Annotated in this window: 17 protein-coding genes and 1 pseudogene; 12 read left to right on the top strand and 6 right to left on the bottom strand. The window is 46.8% G+C overall.

What is annotated here, in order from left to right; translation table 11 throughout:
* Nucleotides 1–109: 109 nt before the first annotated feature.
* From M5J74_RS33670 to M5J74_RS24945, 4 genes and pseudogenes are all read right to left on the bottom strand, one after another.
* Nucleotides 110–336, bottom strand: a pseudogene (locus tag M5J74_RS33670) (type II toxin-antitoxin system HicA family toxin).
* 4 nt (nucleotides 337–340) lie between these two features.
* A complete protein-coding gene (locus M5J74_RS24955) occupies nucleotides 341–550 on the bottom strand; it encodes a type II toxin-antitoxin system HicB family antitoxin (protein ID WP_015156698.1) in 210 nt (69 codons plus the stop codon).
* Nucleotides 551–611: 61 nt separating this feature from the next.
* Nucleotides 612–1,868, bottom strand: a complete 1,257-nt coding sequence (locus M5J74_RS24950) for an MFS transporter (protein WP_015156697.1) — start codon at nucleotides 1,866–1,868, stop codon at nucleotides 612–614.
* A gap of 160 nt (nucleotides 1,869–2,028) precedes the next feature.
* On the bottom strand, nucleotides 2,029–2,622 hold the full coding sequence (locus tag M5J74_RS24945; RefSeq protein WP_106169312.1) for a hypothetical protein: 594 nt from the start codon (nucleotides 2,620–2,622) through the stop codon (nucleotides 2,029–2,031).
* A 117-nt stretch (nucleotides 2,623–2,739) separates the two neighbouring features.
* On the opposite strand from M5J74_RS24945, the gene M5J74_RS24940 reads away from it, so the two are divergent.
* Nucleotides 2,740–5,781 carry a diguanylate cyclase gene (locus tag M5J74_RS24940; protein ID WP_250013850.1) on the top strand — a complete coding sequence of 1,014 codons (3,042 nt, stop codon included), beginning with the start codon at nucleotides 2,740–2,742 and terminating at the stop codon, nucleotides 5,779–5,781.
* On the opposite strand, the gene M5J74_RS24935 is transcribed toward M5J74_RS24940, so the two are convergent.
* Entirely contained in the window at nucleotides 5,736–6,038 is a 303-nt protein-coding gene (locus M5J74_RS24935; RefSeq protein WP_250013836.1) for a hypothetical protein, read from the bottom strand. The genes M5J74_RS24940 and M5J74_RS24935 overlap by 46 nt on opposite strands.
* Before the next feature lie 122 nt (nucleotides 6,039–6,160).
* On the opposite strand from M5J74_RS24935, the gene M5J74_RS24930 reads away from it, so the two are divergent.
* Entirely contained in the window at nucleotides 6,161–7,330 is a 1,170-nt protein-coding gene (locus tag M5J74_RS24930; RefSeq protein WP_041463455.1) for a ferrochelatase, read from the top strand.
* A gap of 34 nt (nucleotides 7,331–7,364) precedes the next feature.
* Here the strand turns inward: M5J74_RS24930 and M5J74_RS24925 are convergent, their stop codons facing one another.
* Nucleotides 7,365–7,910, bottom strand: coding sequence for an NADPH-dependent FMN reductase (locus M5J74_RS24925; protein WP_250013833.1), 546 nt, complete (start codon nucleotides 7,908–7,910; stop codon nucleotides 7,365–7,367).
* Between the two features lie 464 nt (nucleotides 7,911–8,374).
* On the opposite strand from M5J74_RS24925, the gene ftsH reads away from it, so the two are divergent.
* The 10 genes from ftsH to M5J74_RS24875 all read left to right on the top strand — a co-directional run bounded on the left by ftsH (nucleotide 8,375) and on the right by M5J74_RS24875 (nucleotide 20,632).
* Nucleotides 8,375–10,294, top strand: coding sequence for an ATP-dependent zinc metalloprotease FtsH (ftsH, locus tag M5J74_RS24920; protein ID WP_181245490.1), 1,920 nt, complete (start codon nucleotides 8,375–8,377; stop codon nucleotides 10,292–10,294).
* Between the two features lie 164 nt (nucleotides 10,295–10,458).
* Nucleotides 10,459–10,716, top strand: a complete 258-nt coding sequence (locus M5J74_RS24915; protein WP_015156691.1) for a BrnA antitoxin family protein — start codon at nucleotides 10,459–10,461, stop codon at nucleotides 10,714–10,716.
* Between the two features lie 46 nt (nucleotides 10,717–10,762).
* Complete coding sequence (locus M5J74_RS24910) at nucleotides 10,763–11,743, top strand: NAD(P)-dependent alcohol dehydrogenase (protein ID WP_250013830.1); 981 nt, start codon at nucleotides 10,763–10,765, stop codon at nucleotides 11,741–11,743.
* A gap of 12 nt (nucleotides 11,744–11,755) precedes the next feature.
* On the top strand, nucleotides 11,756–12,247 hold the full coding sequence (locus tag M5J74_RS24905; protein WP_250013827.1) for an ATP-binding protein: 492 nt from the start codon (nucleotides 11,756–11,758) through the stop codon (nucleotides 12,245–12,247).
* A gap of 81 nt (nucleotides 12,248–12,328) precedes the next feature.
* Complete coding sequence (locus tag M5J74_RS24900) at nucleotides 12,329–13,501, top strand: AGE family epimerase/isomerase (RefSeq protein ID WP_371934083.1); 1,173 nt, start codon at nucleotides 12,329–12,331, stop codon at nucleotides 13,499–13,501.
* Between the two features lie 283 nt (nucleotides 13,502–13,784).
* Nucleotides 13,785–14,132, top strand: coding sequence for a hypothetical protein (locus M5J74_RS24895; RefSeq protein ID WP_106168220.1), 348 nt, complete (start codon nucleotides 13,785–13,787; stop codon nucleotides 14,130–14,132).
* A 322-nt stretch (nucleotides 14,133–14,454) separates the two neighbouring features.
* Nucleotides 14,455–14,820, top strand: a complete 366-nt coding sequence (locus M5J74_RS24890; RefSeq protein ID WP_015156687.1) for a response regulator transcription factor — start codon at nucleotides 14,455–14,457, stop codon at nucleotides 14,818–14,820.
* A 30-nt stretch (nucleotides 14,821–14,850) separates the two neighbouring features.
* The gene (locus tag M5J74_RS24885) at nucleotides 14,851–15,345 is read left to right on the top strand and encodes a chemotaxis protein CheW (RefSeq protein ID WP_106218298.1); all 495 of its coding nucleotides are present in this window, start codon (nucleotides 14,851–14,853) and stop codon (nucleotides 15,343–15,345) included.
* On the top strand, nucleotides 15,342–18,083 hold the full coding sequence (locus tag M5J74_RS24880) for a methyl-accepting chemotaxis protein (RefSeq protein ID WP_127023400.1): 2,742 nt from the start codon (nucleotides 15,342–15,344) through the stop codon (nucleotides 18,081–18,083). Before M5J74_RS24885 ends, M5J74_RS24880 begins: the two co-directional genes overlap by 4 nt.
* Nucleotides 18,084–18,085: 2 nt before the next feature.
* Nucleotides 18,086–20,632: a response regulator gene (locus M5J74_RS24875; RefSeq protein WP_106168223.1), complete on the top strand. Its 2,547-nt coding sequence runs from the start codon at nucleotides 18,086–18,088 to the stop codon at nucleotides 20,630–20,632.
* Nucleotides 20,633–20,647: the final 15 nt, after the last annotated feature.

The following is a 20,647-nucleotide window of genomic DNA, read 5'->3' as shown; positions in this document are numbered from 1 at the left end:
GCGGGAGTCGAGAGCCGGGGGAAAAGAGCTGGGGGAGCGAGGGGAGAGTCGCCTACTGGGGGAAAAATCACTAGTCACTTGTAACAAAGCATTAGCTATTGCTTCTACGCTATCGAAACTTTAATAATTCTTCAATAGTTAAATCAATATCGCTGGCAATCTGCCTTAGTAGCCTGGGTGATATATCGCGTCCTTGGTGAAACGGAACTGTTGTTCCTCGACCATCGTTAGTATCTAAATTGCTTATGCGATCCTTATCTAGCGGATTTCAACAAATCCAAGGTTTTCCAGTGTCCGAATGACCTCTTGTGGTTTTAAAACGGGAACGTTGCTCATAAATCTACCGAACTGCAATTTGTTGAATTCCAACAAACTCGGTTTGGAAAATAGGTTTTTCATCTTCCAGAAGCATTTCAATGACCTCACGTAGATTCTCTTGTAACTCATCGAGAGTTTCGCCTTGGGAATGCGCTCCAGGAAAACCAGGAACATATCCTACATAAAGTTGAGTATCCCTATCTCTCTCGACGATCGCAGTAAAGGTTGTCATAACCTATGTTCCCTATCTAAGCAGTAAAAGTTGTCATCTATCTATGCTCTCTACACCCCAATTAAATCGCATCTTTCAAAACTCTACGAGTATTTTGCCACGCCCAGATCCCGATCGCGGTGACGGCGACACTCATCCCGATCAGAACGCTGCGTAAGCCAAAGGCAATGGTTAGCCTTTCGGTAATCAGCAAAGGTGCGGATAAAGCAATATTGATCGCGTGGTTTTGAAAGCCGAATACCTTCCCGTGCATTTCCGGTGGAGTTTGCTGTTGAATTAGGGTTTGCATCGGTACGCCGATAAAACCAGCCCCAACACCCAGCAACACAGACAATCCCAAGGCAAGGAATAGACTGTGGGTAAATGTAAATATGCCCAAGACAAACGCCATCATCAAAAATCCGTACAAAGGTAGAGGCTTGTGATGCAAGCGATCGCCCCAATGACCTAAAATTGCCGCACCGAATACCATACCTACCCCAGCCGCCGCCAGAAAAAAGCCGAATTGCTTTTCTTTCAAACCAAACTCTGCTGCTAGGCGAATTGCTAGCACGGTTAAAGCAGCAAATACGCAATACAAAGTTGTCATTTGCAACATGGCATTCAACACGAGCCGATTTCGCCGCAAATAGCTCAAACTCTCTTTAAACTCAGTCCAAGCATTTTTTTTCTGTCGTTCTTCTCTGGGGGACTGGCGTTCTTGAAAGCTTATCGGCTGCATGATCCCCGCCGATAGTAGATATAATCCACCCACGACTAATTCTTGTCCTGAATTACCCAAAGAAGATTTCGCCCAGCTTAACAGCGGTTCCCCCACAGCAAAACCAACAATTAACGCGCCCATCATCGTGCTGCTGAAAAGAGCATTAGCAGACATGAGTTGTTCTCGCTTAACTAGCAAGGGGATCGCTGTTTGTTCGGCGGGGGCAAAAAATTGCGTCACTGTAGAAATCGCAAAAGTCAGCAATAGCAAAATCAGAAATTGCCGTGGTAGAAGCGGGATCATCAGCGTCAATAGCCCTCGTACCACATCAGAACCAACCATGATCGGCTTTTTTGGCACGCGATCGACCAAGATACCCCCAGCAGAACCAAACAGAATCGCTGGTAGGGTAAACGCCATAAATAGGTCAGAACGCCTGGTATCCTCTATACCTGCGGCAAGGGGATAGTTTTCCAACAGGGCGATCGTCAGGACGAGAAAAACTTTATCTGCTAGCTGGGACAGTAGTTGCCCGATCCACAGCAGCATAAAATTTCGGTTGTGCAACAGGGCGCGAAACCCATTTGTGTTAGCAGGCGGTTCGGTGGGAAACATTTAGATTAGGGAGCAGGGAGCGATCGAGCAGGGAGCAGGGAATTGTAGGGGGCGGGTTTACCCAAAGTCTGTAGTTAGTATCAGAGTTCGTTTGGAAAACCAGCCCGTACGGGAGTCGGGTAATAGGGAGACAAGGGATCGATTCTGGTTCCACCAGCCACTAGCCACTAGCCACTCCCTCGTTCTCATGTCGTTTTAAAAGCATAGACAAAAATTCAGCTGCCGTCAGGTAAGTGCGGTGTTGTGCGTGACTCTCATCTGAGTGTACCCACCAACCTGTAATTGTTGGCAGCGATCGCCATAGTACCAAATGCTCTACTGGCGGATCGGCATAAAAGCTATCGTTGCTCTCACCTAAGAGGGCGGAACTCCAGTGGGTAAAGTAATCGTGGCTGAGGCGATAGCAGGGAAAGTTGGTAAATAAAGGCACTCCCCATCCGTCTACCGCGATCGCCGCTCGTACATTGCCTCCCATGAGCTGCCATCCCCAGGCTGCACCAAGTGCGCCTACGACTCCGGCGCTAAAACCGAGGAAAATCAACGGCGGCGCTGTTTTTGAACTGCCGAGGCGATCGTGAAGAAACTGTAAAATGCCTACAGCAGATAGGGATAAATACGGATATGGCGGAGAATAAACCAGTAAATTTCCCGTTTCTTTTAGCTGCGATAGAGGGGTAAAACTTGACTCGAAGGCTGTGATTAACGCTTGAGTCAGATGCAAATCGTGGATTCCCGCACAAATAACGACTTTCATGACTTGAATTTAGAAAGTTTTAAGAAGTCTTTCAGTGTTCTTACTGTAGTTACTCCTGGCTTCTCGAAACGAAACTTTGAAGAATACAAACCTTGTTTTTAAGTATCTAGAGTTTAGATGATTACCGCCGCCCACCAACGGCTGAATGCCTCAGCAGAAAAGTTATCAAAAACAAAATCTTTTATTGGAAATTCAACGCTGCTAGAAGATGAAGCCGCCAGACTAGCAGCTCTCCATCGGTGTCAAATTCTCGATACACCGCCAGAACCAGAATTTGATGAAATTGTGCAATTGGCAGCGTTAATTTGTGGTGTTCCCATTGCTAGCATTAGTTTTATCGATCTCGATCGCCAGTGGTTTAAGGCGTGTTTTGGTTGGCAGATCGAGTCCCTCTCGCGCGATCTGGCGTTGTGCGGACGAGCGCTACAACAAAAAGAAGTTTTCGTTGTCAGCGATGCTTCAACAGACTCTCAGTTTGCTACTCATCCCTTAGTTTGTTCTCAGCCCTACATTCGCTTTCATGCTAGCGTTCCCCTGATTGTTGCGGAAGGATACACAATTGGGAGTTTGTGCGCGATCGACCGCACGGCGCGAGAACTTGATGTGCAGCAGATAGAAGCATTGCAGTCTTTAGGTCGTCAAGTTGTGAAGTTGTTGGAACAGAGAAGCGATCGCCTTGCATCGACACCGACAGTCAATCGCCAACATTCAAGTAACAAGCGCTTTTTTACCCGCATGGCGCTTGGCTTGGGTTTAGCTTCAGCAACGTTAGTTGGAGTAGGAGCAGTTTCTCATCACACTCTGACGAGTCTAGGGCGCAATCACGACAAGCAAATCCAGCACTATCGCGTCCTCGAAGACTTGAAAGAGATCCATGCCTCCATGCAGAAGGCAACGATCGCCAAACATCGCTATATCGCTACTGGACAACCTAGCTATTTAGAACCGTACTACGACGCGGCAAGAGATATTCAAACCAAAGTCATCCATCTTCAGCAGGAAACTGGCAACAATCCTCACCAACAGCGCCGTTTGTCAACTCTGCAACCTTTAATCGAGCAAAAAATTACGGAAATCGAACAAGCAACTTTTTTAAGAAAAACCAAAGGAGCCACAGCTGCTTCCCAAACTACCCTGTTAGAGAAATCGAAGCAGATCGCAGATAAAATTGAAGCGATCGTCCAAGACATGGAAAGCACGGAGTACACTCTGTTACAGAAGCAGTCGCAAGCAGAATTTACGCGCACTCGTCAATCCATGTTTGCCTTTGCTGCTGCTATTTGCCTGAATATGTTGCTCTTAACTGGAGTCTACGGTTTTACAGATCGCGAAATCAGAGAGCGCCAGCAGATGACCGAAGCGATCGCCCAGGAACGAGATTTTTCGGAAGCAATCCTCAATACCTCTGGCGCTTTAATTTTGGTTCTCGACCCGCAAGGGAAAATTCTTCGCTGTAACCGCACCTGCGAAGAAATGACCGCTCGCACGGCAACAGAAGTTAAAGGAAAGTTTTTTTGGGAATTATTTTCGCTCCCTGGTGAAGCTGAATCGCCCAAAACTCACTGGGAAAATTTACTTACCAGTCAATCGGCAAGTCAATATGAAGGTTACTGTCTCAACCGTGATGGTCACACTCGCCGCATTGCTTGGACAAATACGATCCTGCGCGATCGCCAAGGGTTAGTAGAGTACGCGATCGCCTGTGGGATGGACGTTACGACTCATTCCACTGCTGAAGAAAGCCTGCGTCACAGCGAACAGCACTTACGTAACATTATCAATAGCTTATTCTCCTTTGTTGCCGTTCTCTCGGCTGATGGCACGCTGATCGAAGCCAATCAAGCTTTATTAGATGCAGCCGATCTTCAGCCCAAAGATGTTTTGGGTAAATCCCTGCTTCAAACTTACTGGTGGTCTTACTCTCCTACCGTACAAGCTGAGTTGCGATCGGCGATCGATCGCGTCAGTCAGGGTGAAAAAGTGCGTTATGAAGGCGAAGCAAAAGTAGGCGACGATCGCTTCATCACGATTGACTTTGCTTTCACACCGATGTACGATGCCAGCGGTAAAATTAGTTACATTATTGCCTCTGGTACTGATGTAACAGAACGCAAGCAAGCGGAAGCAGAAAGAGTGCAAGCTAACGAGCAACTGAGTAATTGGGTCAACGAACTCAAACAGCGCAACCACGAAATTACCTACCTCAGCTATACCGTTGATGTACTCCAAGCTTGTCTGACGCTGGAAGAAGCTTGCACTACCCTAGCTCAACTCGTGCAATCTCTATTCCCGCAAGCATCGGGGGGAATTTTTCTCAACCGCAACACGAAAAGTTTACTAGAACCAGTTGCTACCTGGGGAGTCCCCCTCTTAGCAAATCAGCAAGCTTTTAATCCCGATGATTGTTGGGCGCTCCGCTTGGGTAAACCTCATTGGGTTGATGATGCCGACGATGGTTTGCTCTGCAAACACGTACACCACAGCTTACCAGCTGAGTCCTTGTGCGTGCCTTTGATGGCACATCGAGAAACCTTCGGCGTGCTTTATCTCGGTTCGCTAGAGAAGGGCGTTCTTTCCCCTGCCAAAAGGCAACTGGCGATTGGAGTCGCAGAACATATCGCTCCGACTTTAGCTAATTTAAAACTCCGCGAGACTTTGAAAAACCAGAGCATTCGCGACTCGCTGACTGGTTTATTCAATCGACGTTATATGGAAGAAGCTTTAGAGCGGGAAATGCTACGTTGCGATCGCAAGCAACAGCCACTTTCCATCATCATGCTCGATGTCGATTACTTCAAGCGGATCAACGACACTCTCGGACACGATGCTGGCGATGCCGTGTTACGGGAATTAGGACGCTGCTTGCAAAGTTACGTCCGAGGTTCGGATATTGCTTGTCGTTACGGTGGAGAGGAATTTCTGCTCATTCTTCCCGAAGCCTCCCTTGGAGTAACGCAATTACGTGCCGAACAAATTCGCGCCGCTGTCAAACAACTGCATGTCGAATCTTCCGGTCAACCAGTTGGAGCAATAACTCTATCTTTAGGAGTCGCTAGCTTTCCCAAACACGGATTAGAGGGAGAAGCCATTCTCAAAGCTGCCGATACCGCTCTCTATCGCGCTAAACAGGAAGGACGCGATCGGGCGATCGTTGCTTGAATGAGGAGCGAGGAGTGAGGAGCGAGGAGTGAGGGAAAGAGAGTGGTGAGTGGTGCGCGATGAAAGGGTGTGGGGTGTGGGGAAATTTTGAATTTTGAATGCGTGAATTTTGAATGCGTGAATTTTGAATTTGTAGTTGCTCCCTCAGCTCTCTTCTCCCCCTTATCCCCTTGTCCTCTCCCTTGTCCTCTCGCTCCTCGCTCCTCGCTCCTCACCCCTTCATAAAGATTTCCTCCATAGATAGACCAATCCCCCATAGGGGATGCTAACCTAGTGTGAGTAAGAGTAGTACCAGCGATCGCGGGGTATGAGAATTTGTACTCTCCCTGCTACAAGCATCAAAGACTGGCAGAACATTTATTCAGGCGAGGCAAGGAAATTGGTAGCAACTCCAGAGAAACAACAACCTCAAGCGCCAGCTCCAAATTCTAACCAAGACAGAGTTGCCGTTTTACTAATGGGTTATGGTGAAGTTGAAAGCTATGCAGATTTCGCCAACTATAACGAACAAGCTTTAAATCTACTTACAGCTAAGTTTGCCCCCGTGCCAACGTGGATCTACCCGCCTTTAGCAAAGCTATTGGCAATGTTTGACTTGCACGAGTGGCAGCATCAACACAATCACTTTGTTTCGCCCCATAATGCGATTTTCGAGCAGCAACGGGCGGGGATCGAGCAAGAGCTACAAGCTAAATGGGGCGATCGCGTTCAAGTTTTTAAAGCCTTTAACTTTTGCGCTCCCTATCTTCCAGAGCAAGTTCTCACAGAAATCAAGGCACAAGGATTTGACAAACTACTGATTTATCCTCTACTGGTTGTCGATTCTATTTTTACTAGCGGTATTGCTGTCGAACAAGTCAATAATGCCTTAGCAAAGTTAGCTGATGGTGAAGAACACTGGCTGAAGGGACAACGCTATATTCCTTCTTTCTACAACGAACCTGCCTACATCAATTTGATGGCGCAGTTGGTAGAAGAAAAAATCGCCGCCGAGCTTGCGTCTGCTTACTTACCTTCCCAGATCGGCATCGTGTTAATGAATCATGGTTGTCCCCACAAAGCCAAGGGTTTCACGTCGGGGATTGCAGAAAGTGAAGCTCTATACGAACTAGTTAGAGAACAACTCATCCACCGCTATCCACTGATCTCTGTAGGCTGGCTCAACCACGATACTCCTCTCATTGAATGGACGCAGCCAAATGCATTTCAAGCAGCAAAAAATCTGATCGATTTGGGCGCAACGGCGATCGTCTTCATGCCAATTGGTTTTGCCACAGAAAATCATGAAACTCTACTAGACGTGGACCACATCATTCACAACTTGCGTCGCAAGCATTCCACAATTAGCTACGTGCAAATGCCTTGTGTTAATGCTCATTCTCGTTTTCTACAAATGGCAGCAGAATGGGCGAATCCTCAAATCGCAGCACTGTTATCAGAGCAGGCACTCTCAGTTAATCCTCAGTTAGCGGTTGTGTCCGCTCACCACCATCACCACGACCATCACGACGGACATCATCACCACGACGGACATCATCACCATCATTAATGTGTTAAGGGCGCACGGCTGTGCGCCCCTACTTTTAGGAAACACCACGCAATTTGCGCGTATTCTCAACTAAACTTTGGGCGAATTGGTCGAAGCGTTGCGACAATTTTTCATCCAATAGCTTGCCATCAGCACCAAAAGCTTTCCACGCTTGTCCGATCGCAATTTGTTCCGGTATCACCCAAGCGTGAACCCATCTCATAATTAACCGCAGATCGTTGAGAGCATTGCTATTTGGTTGACCGCCTAACACGCTGATTAGTCCTGCCACTTTACTATCTAGCTGGTCGAAACTCATCAAATCCAAAGCATTTTTTAGTACGCCGCTAACGCTACCGTGGTACTCTGGTGTAGCCAAAATCAAGCCATCAGCCTGCTGGACGGTATTCTGCAACCTCTCTACATCTGGGTAGCCTGGATATTCGTCGCCCCCATGACAAAAGGGTAACTGCATCTGCCTTAAATCTAAAATCTCTACCTCTGCTCCTAGTGCTTCGACTCGCCTTGCTGCAATTTCTAATGCGAGTTGGCTGTAGGAATCTTTCCGCAAGCTGCCACCGATACCCACAATCTTAACCATATCTCAATCCTTGTTGACGATATTTTTTGACTATTGCGAAATCAAAACTAGAAAATTCGCTGCATCACTAGTTTGATGGCTTTGTCAAGTTTCTCAATTATTGATACTCATAATCATTACGAGTATGCTTAAATTAAATATAGCGGCTTTTACCAGGGGATGTCAAATTTGAGGAAATAGTAGTAAGTCATCGGTCATTGGTCATCAGTCATTGGCAAGAGGTTACCGATCGCTGACAACTTTGTACAGACGTTATTTGTACAGACGTTACATGTAACGTCTCCACACTGATAACTGACAACCAATTCAGGAAGTTACACTAGAGATTGGAAGAATTGAGTTTATAGCTGGAGCTAAGGCAAAATCTCTTCAATCTGTTAAGTATGAAATAGAACGGTGGATCGTACCTACCGTCCTTTGCAAAACAGTTTATGGGTCAAGGCAGCGACAGAGGGCATTTTAATATGAGAGGTTCGCGCAAACAGTCATTAGATCGGCGATCGCCAGCAGGTAGTAAAGCTATGAATATGGCGAAGCGAAGTCTATGGCATTTGGCAGCAAGCGGAATGATATTGCAGTCAATGCTTGTAGGTACTCCGGTACTGGCGCAAAGAGAAAATTCCAATACGCTGAATTACGGCGAATTGTTACGCAGCATCGATCGCGGAGATGTTACCAGAATAGAGCTTGACCCAGCGCAGAATATTGCTAAAGTTCAGCTCAAGGGACAAAAGGCGGACGAACCACCTAAAGAAGTATTGTTATTACAACAAAATCCAGAATTAATTAATAGAGCTAGAGATAGACAAGTCCCATTGGAAGTTAATTCTTCTGCTGATAGTAGGGCTGCAGTGGGTCTGCTAGCAAATTTACTCTGGATCGTGCCTCTGATGGCGTTGATGTTGCTATTGTTACGTCGTTCAGCTAATTCTTCTAACCAAGCCCTAAGTTTTGGCAAGTCTCGCGCTAGATTCCAGATGGAAGCTAAAACGGGCGTGAAATTTGACGATGTTGCAGGGATTGACGAAGCCAAAGAAGAGTTGCAAGAAGTCGTCACCTTCCTCAAACAGCCAGAGAAATTTACCGCAGTCGGGGCAAAAATTCCTAAAGGAGTTTTGTTAATTGGACCTCCAGGAACGGGGAAAACATTACTAGCAAAAGCGATCGCTGGGGAAGCAGCAGTCCCATTTTTCAGCATCTCCGGTAGCGAATTCGTCGAAATGTTTGTCGGTGTGGGCGCGTCGCGGGTGCGAGATTTATTTAAAAAAGCGAAAGAAAATGCCCCCTGCTTAATATTTATCGATGAAATTGACGCGGTAGGTAGACAAAGAGGTGCGGGAATTGGTGGTGGAAATGACGAGAGAGAGCAAACTCTTAACCAATTGCTGACAGAAATGGATGGGTTTGAAGGCAATACGGGAATTATCATCATTGCTGCGACGAACCGTCCTGACGTACTCGATGCAGCATTATTACGTCCCGGTCGCTTCGATCGCCAAGTTACGGTGGATCTGCCAGCATACAAAGGACGACTGGGAATTTTACAAGTTCACGCTCGTAATAAGAAAGTCGATGATTCCGTCTCTTTAGAAGCGATCGCCCAACGCACGCCTGGTTTTTCTGGTGCAGATTTAGCGAATTTACTCAACGAAGCGGCGATTCTGACGGCAAGGCGGCGCAAAGAGGCGATTACACCGTTGGAAATTATGGATGCGATCGACCGAATTACGATTGGGTTGTCGCTGACACCATTATTAGATAGTAAGAAAAAGCGGTTGTTGGCTTATCATGAAATCGGACACGCCTTATTAATTACGCTGCTGAAAAATTCCGATCCTTTAAATAAGGTGACAATTATTCCCCGTTCGGGTGGAATTGGTGGTTTTGCCCAAAGCGTACCTGACGAGGAAAATGTAGACAGTAGCTACTTGCGGAGTCGCGCTTGGATTTTAGACCGAATTGCGATCGCCCTGGGAGGATTAGCCGCTGAAGCCGAAGTATTTGGCGATTCAGAAGTCACTACGGGCGCTTCTGGAGACTTAAAAATGGTTGCTAACCTAGCGCGAGAAATGGTGACATTATACGGAATGTCAAATTTGGGTCCAGTCGCTTTAGAAAGCCCCGATAACGAAGTATTTTTAGGGGGAGGGTGGATGGAGCGATCGGAATATTCTGAAGAAATGGCAAGAAAAATCGACAATCAAGTTAGGGCGATCGCGACTGAAGCATTTACAAAAGCGCGGACGATTATTCGCGAAAATCGCGATTTAGTCGATCGATTAGTGGATTTGTTAGTCGATAACGAGACAATCGAAGGCGAACAATTCCGGCAAATTGTCACCGAATACATGCAAGAGAAAGAGCAAAAATTATCCGTTGTTTAATGTTTACTTGTTAGTAGGGTGGGCAATGCCCACCCTACTTTTTTATGACTGAATAATGATGCTTTATTTAAAAAGTATGATGAATGCGATCGAATAACTGCTTGGGGCGCTGTTCCATTGGTAGTATGTACAGTTGTGCATACTATAGTTGAGGTGGCTTACCAATGGAAACAGAATATGATTTTAGTCGGGGTAAACGAGGGGCGATTGACCCAACACCACCTGGAAAAACTCGGATCACAATTCGGCTAGATGACGAGGTTTTAGCATGGTTTCGCGAACAAGCTCACAGTGCAGGCGGAGGAAATTATCAAACTATGATTAACGAAGCTTTGCGCCAGCATATTCAGCAGAGTCGCGAACCTTTAGAGGAAACCTTACGCAGAGTTGTTCGTGAAGAACTTGAACGTATTGAGCGTTAAGGTGCTTGTTGAGGGCTAACACTAAAGCTATCTTAGAGGAGCATTCATGAAAGCGATTGTCTGCACGGAATACGGATCGCCGGAGGTTATGCAGCTAAAGGAGGTAGAAAAACCTACTCCCAAGGACAATGAAGTATTGATAAGAATACATGCGACAACAGTAACCTCGGCGGATTTGCGCCTACGAAAGGCTGACCCATTCGCCGTACGATTTTTTTATGGTTTCTTAAAACCTAAAAAGAACGCGATCCTGGGGAGCGAGCTAGCTGGAGAAATTGAAGCGGTTGGCAAAAATGTAACGCAATTCCAAGCAGGCGATCGCGTATTTGCTGGAGCGGGAATCAGTCTTGGCGCTAATGCCGAGTACATATGCTTACCTGAAGCAGGAGCGATCGCCATCAAGCCTACTAACATGACCTATGAGGAAGTCGCCGCCATTCCTTTTGGGGCAACAACCTCACTGATTTTCCTGAGAGATAAAGGGAAGATTCAGAGCGGACAAAAAGTTCTGATCTATGGGGCTTCTGGAGCGTTAGGTACGGCTGCCGTGCAGCTTGCCAAGTACTTTGGCACAGAAGTGACTGGGGTATGTAGTACGGCAAATTTAGAATTAGTGAAATCTTTGGGAGCCGACGCGGTTATCGATCGCACTCAAGAAGATTTTACAAAAAGCGGTAAGACCTACGATATTATTTTTGACACGGTAGGCAAGAGTTCGTTTTCAGGTTGTCTGCGATCGCTCAAGAAAAAAGGCATTTATCTCAGAGCTGTCCACATAAATCTGTCCCCAATACTTCGAGGACTATGGACTTCAATAACAAGCAGCAAGAAAGTTATAGGTGGGATAGCAATTGAGCGTAAAGAAGATCTAATTTTCCTCAAAGAGTTGATTGAGGCGGGAAAGATAAAATCAGTTATAGATCGGCGTTATCCATTGGAACAAACTGCCGAGGCTCACAGGTATGTCGAACAAGGACGCAAGAAGGGAAGTGTAGTCATAACTGTGAAGCACGATCGCCAAACCTAAGCAAGACTTAAAGTGAGTACCAAATCAACTCTATTTTTCTTCTGTGGAAAAATGGCTGCGGGAAAATCTACGTTAGCAAGGCAGATAGCCAAAGAATACAACGCAATTCTTTTCGTTGAAGATGAGCTACTTGCCCAACTTTATCCTGACGAAATTGCCGATATCCCCAGCTATATTAAATACTCGCCACGCCTTCGGACTGCGATTTCATCCCATATCAGCGATCTTCTCTCTAGAGAAATATCGGTCGTTCTAGATTTTTCAGCCAACACAATCAACCAACGCAAGTGGTTTCGCGGATTGTTTGAGAAAGCTAATGCAGCCCACAAGCTATACTTCATTAACGCAACTGATGACCTTTGCAAACGTCAATTAAAAGAGCGAAGTAAAAATCAATCGGAATCAGCTTTTGTCAGCGAAACGGTATTTGAGGAAATAACCAAATACTTTCAGCCTCCTTCTGAGGAGGAGCAATTTAATATTGTCATCTACGATCGCTCTTGAAGATACGCGATCCAGCTCTTGTGAATTATCTATAGCAAGGTGATAATTAGTGGCGATCGCTCCCTCGTGCTATCCAAACTTATGCGGCAAGATTTTCAAGCATTAGCTGAACTGTACAAAAACGCTCTGCTCAACGACGTAATTCCTTTTTGGGAACGGCATTCAATCGACTGGGAGCAAGGCGGCTACTTTACCTGTCTCGATCGCGCGGGGAATGTTTACGATACCGACAAGTTTATTTGGTTGCAAAATCGCCAAGTCTGGATCTTTTCCATGTTGTATAACCAACTAGAAAAACGTCCAGAGTGGCTCAAAATTGCCGCAAACGGTGCAAATTTTCTAGCAAAACACGGACGAGATCCTGAAGGTAATTGGTACTTTGCTCTCGATCGCGCTGGTAATCCTCTGGTACAGCCATACAATATCTTTTCTGATTGCTTCGCGGCAATGGCATTTAGTAAGTATGCTTTAGCTTCAGGAGAAGATTGGGCAAAAGATGTTGCCTTGCAAGCTTACAACAACGTTTTACGCCGCCAGAATAACCCCAAAGGCAAATATAACAAAGCTTATACTGGGACGCGATCGCTCAAATCGCTAGCAGTACCGATGATCTTAGCCAACTTGTCCCTAGAAATGGACTGGCTGCTACCCAGCGATCGCCTAGAGGAAATTTTAGCCGCCACCGTGCGCGAAGTCATGACCGATTTTTTAGATCGCGATCGCGGCTTAATGTATGAAAACGTGACTCCAGATGGTTCCCATATTGACTGTTTTGATGGCAGACTCATTAACCCCGGTCATGGGATTGAAGCCATGTGGTTCATCATGGATATTGCACGCCGCCACAACGATCCGAAAACGATTAACCAAGCAGTTGACGTAATCCTCAACATTCTCAATTTTGCCTGGGATAACGAATACTGTGGCTTATACTATTTTATGGATGCTAACGGACATCCACCTCAGCAACTGGAATGGAATCAAAAACTGTGGTGGGTGCATTTAGAATCATTGGTAGCACTGGTAATGGGATATCGCCTGACGGGACGCGAAGCGTGTTGGGAGTGGTATCAAAAAATGCACGATTACACTTGGTCGCATTTTGCCGATCCTGAATATGGCGAATGGTTCGGTTACTTAGATCGCCAGGGACAAGTCTTATTAAACCTTAAAGGTGGCAAATGGAAAGGTTGTTTCCACGTTCCCAGAGCGCTCTATCTTTGTTGGCAGCAGTTTTCAGTTATCAGTGACTAGTGACTAGTGACTCCTGACCAGTGACCAGTTAATTCCGACTCTCGACTCTCGACTCTCCTCACAAATAACAGAGAAACTTAGTGAGTCTGGATACAGATTTTTATAGAGCGGTTTTAGTACCATAAGAAAAATTATAAGTTTAATCTAAAAAGCACAACTAAAATTGAAATGAGAGGTGGTGCGAATTAGGTTAGTGCGTGTCTGCAATATACGTACTTATTTGCCGACCTATGGAGTGTAGAAGTTTACTCAAACCTCGCGCTTGTTTTGACAAGCTAAAGCTATGCTCTACCTACGATTTTCTCTTATTGCAACTGCTATATTGCTAGTAACAGCCGCCTTGGGTCAACCAGTTTTAGCTCAAACAGAGGTCAACTCTGGTATCAATAACATCTCAACAGTTGAAAGTTTACAGAAACGAACGATCGCCCGAGGAAATGCAGAAATTTTAGGCACGATAGAACTAGAAACCACAACAAGGCGATCGCCTGCTCCCGCCAAACTGCCAGCCCCTAGAGCAATCCAAATCAAGCCAGTACAAAGAGATTTATTTACCCCTAGACCAGTTACACCAGCAGAAGCAGATGCAACAATTGACCGAGGGATTCAAGTCATTATCGATAACCCGTAAATGAGCGAGTCGGTAGTTTAGCGAGTAGTCAGTGACGGTTAGGGAGGGGTGAGTAATTAGTATAAATTCTTTCCTGCCCCCTACCCGAAACCTACCTATTCGCTACTTGCCTGTATACAATTTTACGGTTAAGATCTGCTGCTATCTCTAGACAAATTTACAAAATTTTGATAAGTTCCTGTTTTAGGAGTGTAAGTTAACACCTGAACAAATATAAGCTAGTAAATACAAAACCCAATTTTACTTCCACGGTGGAAAACTAGAAAAAGTCAACTATCAACAACTACAACCAGATATTTTTTACTTTAGCTGAAATTTATAGATGAAAACCGTTTTAGTTGTTGAAGACAGCCCGACCGATCGACGGTTGATAGTGGCTTTATTGCAACAAGTTGGCTTAAATGTGGTTTGTGTTGACTCGGCAGAATCTGCTTTGCACTGGTTGTCAGCCAACCACCGACCAGATCTGATCGTATTAGATATTGTTATGCCTGGGATCAGCGGACTCGATTTATGTCGCCAACTGCGTGCTAGTCCGACATTTGAAGATATATCAATTATTTTTTGTTCCTCGAAAGATCAGGAATTCGATCGGTTTTGGGCTTTACGTCAAGGAGGAGATGCTTATATTGCTAAACCTTTTGCACCACTCGATCTAGTCCAGACAGTGTGTAGTCATCTCAGTTAGTCACCGCATTCCACTGCCTAGTTGGCTCTAATGCTCACCGAATACTTTCACATTCAGCTATCGCCGGGAATCGAACTGTTATTACCGTTGGAACAGACGGTAGGTGTAGTAACCTTAACGCTAGAGCAAATTTGCCCCATCCCTGGCGTAGCATCAACATTGTTAGGGGTAGCAAACCAGCGCGGTAAGTTGTTGTGGATACTAGATTTAAGCGGGTTGTTGGGGCTAGTTAGTTCGGTCAGAAATGCTCATGCCAAGACCAACTTAACTCTTGTCGTGCTGAACGGGAGCGCTCATGTGGCAAGAGAGCAAGATTCGCGGCAAGTCGGCTGCGTGGTGTCGCTGCTCAAGGGAATTGTCTCGCTCGATCCGCAGCAGTTTCAACCCGTACCGGCAGAATTTCCGCCAGCTTTAAAGCTCTATGGCATTGGTGTTGCCCAGATCGAACGCCCCGTAACTGCCCTGAATGTGAATGCTATTTTTACGGCTCTATCCACCTGCGATCGCACCTCAGTACATCCATGACAGCATCTAGCAAAAGTTATCCAAATCTGCCCACGCCACAGCACATTGCGGCGCTAGCAGCAGAAGTCGAACGCGAACCAAAAGATTTGGTGAATAAAATTACGCTCGCGAATGCCTTAGAGCAGACGGGAGATGTTATCAAAGCTGCCGCATTTTACCGAGAAGCGATCGCGCAAGATCCCGATGGGATTTACGGCTCTGTGGCGCGAAAGGCGCTGGAAACTCTAGAAAGATCTGATGGGTGGCGAGAGGCGAATAGCTCGGAAACGGGCAAACCACTGTCAGAATCCAAATTAAGTTTGGGAGAGGGGCTGGAAAGCACTGTTAGCCCACAGCCACTCATGCTGAGAATGAGAGTAGCTGGCAGTAGAGTTACCAACGCCTGGCAACACTTCAACTTCCGCACCAAACTCGCCATTGTTTTAATAATTAGCACTGCTCTCCCAATTGTCGTCATCACCCAAGGAATTGTCACAGTCACCCGAGACACCTTACTGCAAAAAGCCAAGCAGTCATTACAAAGGGACGGGTCGTACTTCACTGAAGACTACGTGATGTGGAGTGTGGACGAGGCACAGACAGAGGCAGATACGATCGCTCGGCTCGTCGAAACTTTGAAGATCGATTTGAACAGTCAAAGCCAAGTCAGTGCGTATCGACAGCAATTGCAAACCTACATGGAGAGTTTGAAAGTTTCTGATGAAAGCGACTCGGTAGAAAAAAACTTGAGAATTGTCACCGATGCTCGGGGTAGAACGGTAGCCCAATACATTCAAACCTTATCCCCAGTATCGTTCAACCCCTCCGCCGAACAACTTCAACTCTCACCACAATATCAGCCCGTGTCCTTGCCCTTGGGGATAAATGTGGCAGATATTCCCATCGTTCAAAATGCCTTGCGCACGGGCAAAACGCTGCAAGGCATGGAGTTATGGAAGGGAGATTTTCTCAAACGTTTGGGGCAAGACAAACAAGCAAATATCAGGTTACAGTCGCCAGCTCAAGCAGCACAGCCTTCAACTGCGAGTCAATCCAGCATCGATGGTGGGAAAGCTGCTTTAGTGGGTGTCGTCGTCCACCCGATCGAAATCGACAATCGAGTCGTGGGTACTGTCATTGTCGCCTCAGTGGAAAACCGGAACTTTTTAAATAACGATAGTCTAAAACAACGGGTGGGCATTCCCATCTCAGCAGTCTATGCTCAAGACTGGCGAATTTCCTCTAACATTCCGGCTAGCGACGGCAAAACCCGAGATATCGGCACGCGATCTCCTCAAGCTATAGCCGCCACCGTTCTCGGTAAAGGACAAGAAGTTATTGCTAAAACAACAATTGCTGGTGCAGAATATCTGGGCATATACCTACCATTGTACGACCACCAGCAAGAACTCAATCCGACCAAAGCCAAGCCTGTAGGCATGACCTTTGTAGCTCGCCCAATGTCAGAATTAGACGAGCTGCTTGCCCAACAGCAAAAAACAGCTTATGGAATTGGAGCGGGAATGCTATTAATAGCAGCATTGATGGCAATTCCAATTGCTAGTACCTTTGCCCGCCCGCTCAGACGACTAGCAGAATTCGCTCAGGCAGTAGGTGAGGGCAAGCAGGGAGAGAGATTAGAAAATTCTCAGCGCGGCGACGAAATAGGCATTCTAGCGCGGCAATTAAATGCGATGACGGCAAACATTGAAGCGAACCTAGAGGCAATGCGCACCTCAGAAACCCGCCAGCGTCAGGAAAAAGAAAGGTTACAGCGGGGCATGATAAACTTGCTGTTAGAGACGGAAACAGTCAAACACGGCGACTTGACTGTCAGAGCTAAAGTCTCGCAGGGGGAAACAGGCGCAATTTCTGATGCATTTAATACAGTTATTGCCAGCTTGCGCGAGATAGTCTTGCAAGTTAAATCAGCCGCCGAACAGGTGCAAATTTCAGCCGTAGACAGCGAAGCTTCTGTAGAAAAACTTGCCTGTGAAGCCAACACCCAAGCCGAAACAGTGGCAGAAGCATTGACTTCGGTAGAAGAAATGGAACAGTCGATTCAAGCGATCGCCAGTTCCGCCCAAACCGCCGCCACCATCGCTCGTCAGGCACTAGATGCAGCCCAAGATAGCGATCGAACGATGGACGAGACTGTCAATAGCATGGAAACACTCCGCGCCAATGTTTGGGAGACAACTGTAAAAGCCAAACGGCTAGCGGAATCTTCTCAAGAAATTTCTAAAATCGTCAGCATTATCTCGACAATCTCTGAAAAAACCAACGTCCTCGCCTTCAACGCCGCAATCGAAGCAACGAGAGCTGGAGAAAATGGTAAAGGGTTTCGCCTCGTGGCTAACGAAGTCAGACGCTTAGCAGAAAGAGTCACAGACGCAACTAAAGAAATTGACCGATTGGTGCGAACTATCCAGCAAGGAACCAGCGATGTGTTAAAAACGATGGAAGTTAGCAACGCCTCTGTAGCAATAGGAACCCAACTGGTGACAAGAACGAAAACCAACTTGCAGGATATGGCACAGATCGGTCAAGAAATCGACCAATTGCTGCAATCAATTTCCGTGCGGACAGTTTCTCAAGCAGATAACTCCTGTATGGTCAATCAAACCATGCAAACAGTAGCAGCGATCGCCCAAACAACTTCGACCGAATCTGCTGCCGTGCTATCTACGCTACAGGAACTCCTTGAGGTCGCCCGCGAACTCCAACTTTCCGTGTCCCGATTTCGAGTAGAAGATTAACTATGGTGCTGGATGCTGCAAGCTTAGAGGCAATTACTCAAGAAATACGCACTTGTTTCCTGTACGAAGATGCCCCAGACCAATTGTCAGTCTTGGAACAGGGAATTCGCCAGTTGCAAGCAACAGATCCCGAGGTGAATTTGAGCGGGTTATATTCTACCATGCTGCGGGCAGCTCATTCCCTTAAAGGTGGAGCGGGAATCGCTCAATTTACCACCCTGAGCCGCCTATCCCATCACCTAGAAGACCTATTACAAGCCTTACAGCACGAACGGGTAGAGCAGCAGGAGTTAGCCTATGAGTTGATCTCCCTGAGCATCGAACAGATCGGTAGCTTGATTGTCACGGCGATCGGCAATCCCGAAGGAGTCGATCGCTTAGAAGCAACGACCTTACTACCTACAACAACAGCAATTGAAAATTTTTTGCAATCGCTGCCACCAAGTCCTAGAGCTGAGGCAACTGGAGACGAATTTTTGCTGCTCAACTCCCAAACCTTCAATCCGAGCGCACCGCATCCTCCTACTGATTCCCAACTCCTGAACGATTCCCTGGCGATCGCCTCCGGCATCCGCAGTTTAAATTTAAAAATACCCGTATCGCGACTAGAGCGGATCGATAACACCATCGGCGAGTTGTTTATCAGTTACGAACGGTTGTCTTTGTACCAAGAACAGCTGCATCAGGTCGATCTAACGTTAAAACAGCGGGCTGCCCAGCTCAACCCTCTTAGCGAAGACATGCAAGCTTTGTACAACCAACTTGCTGTACTTGGCAGGAAAAGCAGGGGAAAGAGAGCTGAGGGAGCCCAGGGAGCTGAGGGAGCAATTCAAAATTCAAAATTCAAAATTCAAAATTCAAAATTAATTCCAAATTCCGACTTTCGAGTTCCGAATTCTGCCCACGCACCACTCAATTACCAACTACTGACGACCGACTACCAAATACCCACATCTAATTCTTTACAAGAATTGCAAGAGCTGATCGTCCAGGTGCAAGAAGCTAGGGCGGATGTGGAATTTATTTCTCTAGAAATGCGGGAAGCTTTGGTAGAGTTACGCCAGCAACTCGACGACTTACGCGGAGATTTAACCGAGTCGCGCCTAGTCAAGTTTGGCAGCTTAGCAAACCAGTTTGCCGCTGCCCAACAATCATTTAGCCAACGCTACGGCAAATCCGTTCAGTTAGCGATCGAAGGACGGGAAACCACGATCGATCGGGCGATCCTCGAACAGTTGAAAATTCCCCTGTTGCATCTATTTCGCAATGCTTTCGACCACGGGATCGAATCTGCTTCAGAGCGGCAGGCAAGTGGTAAATCTCCCATAGCGCGGATGAGTCTGATTGCTGTAACTGAAGGTAATCAACTGATTATTACTCTTGCTGATGACGGGCGCGGGATTGACTTGACCGCAGTGCGACAACGAGCTGAAGCACTCGGACTGTGCGACTCAACTGCTGTACTCTCTTCAGAGCAAATTTTGGAATTTTTGTTTCGTTCTGGTTTTTCCACCTCCACCACAGTTACGACTTTATCAGGGCGCGGTTTAGGACTAGATATCGTTCGCCTGCAAGTCGAGCGCTTGCGTGGGACGATTGGCGTGGAAACTACAGCAGGGCAAGGAACTAAGTTTACCATTAGCATTCCCATGTCCTTAAATATTTTGCCGCTGCTATTGTGTAAATGCCAGCAGCAAACCTTGGCGTTTCCCGCTTCTCAGGTTAAAGAGGTTGTTGTCTTGTCGGAATACGGGACGGGATTGCAGCACGGCAGCACGATCGCTTGGCGCAATCTCCCAGCTCGACTGTACTATCTGCCACAGTTTTTACCTTACCAATGGCGGCGCGGGGCGATAACTTCGTTAAGCTTCGCTAACGCTACCGAACTAGACCAACGTTTGGGACTCGTGTTGGAGATTGAGGCAGAGACAGTCGTGCTGGCTGTAGATCAGATGTTGGGAGAGCGAGAATTAGTTCTCAAGCCTTTTGACGCTACAGTGAAAGTTCCGAATTACCTGCTCGGTTGTACGGTGCTGGGTACGGGGGAAATCGTTCCCGTTCTCTCACCCGATCGGTTTCAAGAACTGCTATCTCAGTTTTCGGTCGCACCAGCAACAATTCGTCAAGAAAGCAGCCGACAGGAGACATTTTCAGCTACAACTGAAGAGATTCCCAAAATTTTGATCGTAGATGACGCGATCGCATTTCGGCGAATTTTAGAGCGGATTCTCACGGCAGCAGGGTATAAAGTAGTACAGTGCCGTGATGGGCAAGAGGCTCTAGAAAAGCTCTCTTCCTCAGAGGAACGCTTCGACCTAGCCATTTCCGATCTGGAGATGCCCCGCGTAGATGGGTTATCCTTACTACGGGAAATCCGTGCTTCCTCCCAATGGCAAAAACTCCCAGTCATCGTATTGACCTCGCGGGAAAATCAGTGGCATCGGCAAACAGCGTTCGGTCTGGGTGCGACGGAGTATTTTACCAAGCCCTTTTGCACGGACGACTTACTGCAAGCGATCGCCAACCTCTTGCCAGTCACCACCCTTTAACTTGTCAATGTTTGC

It is taken from the genome of Chroococcidiopsis sp. CCNUC1 (assembly GCF_023546805.1).
Lineage (GTDB): Bacteria > Cyanobacteriota > Cyanobacteriia > Cyanobacteriales > Chroococcidiopsidaceae > Chroococcidiopsis > Chroococcidiopsis thermalis.
The sequence above is the reverse complement of the archived record's forward strand: the minus strand, read 5'-3'. Positions and strand labels throughout refer to the sequence as shown.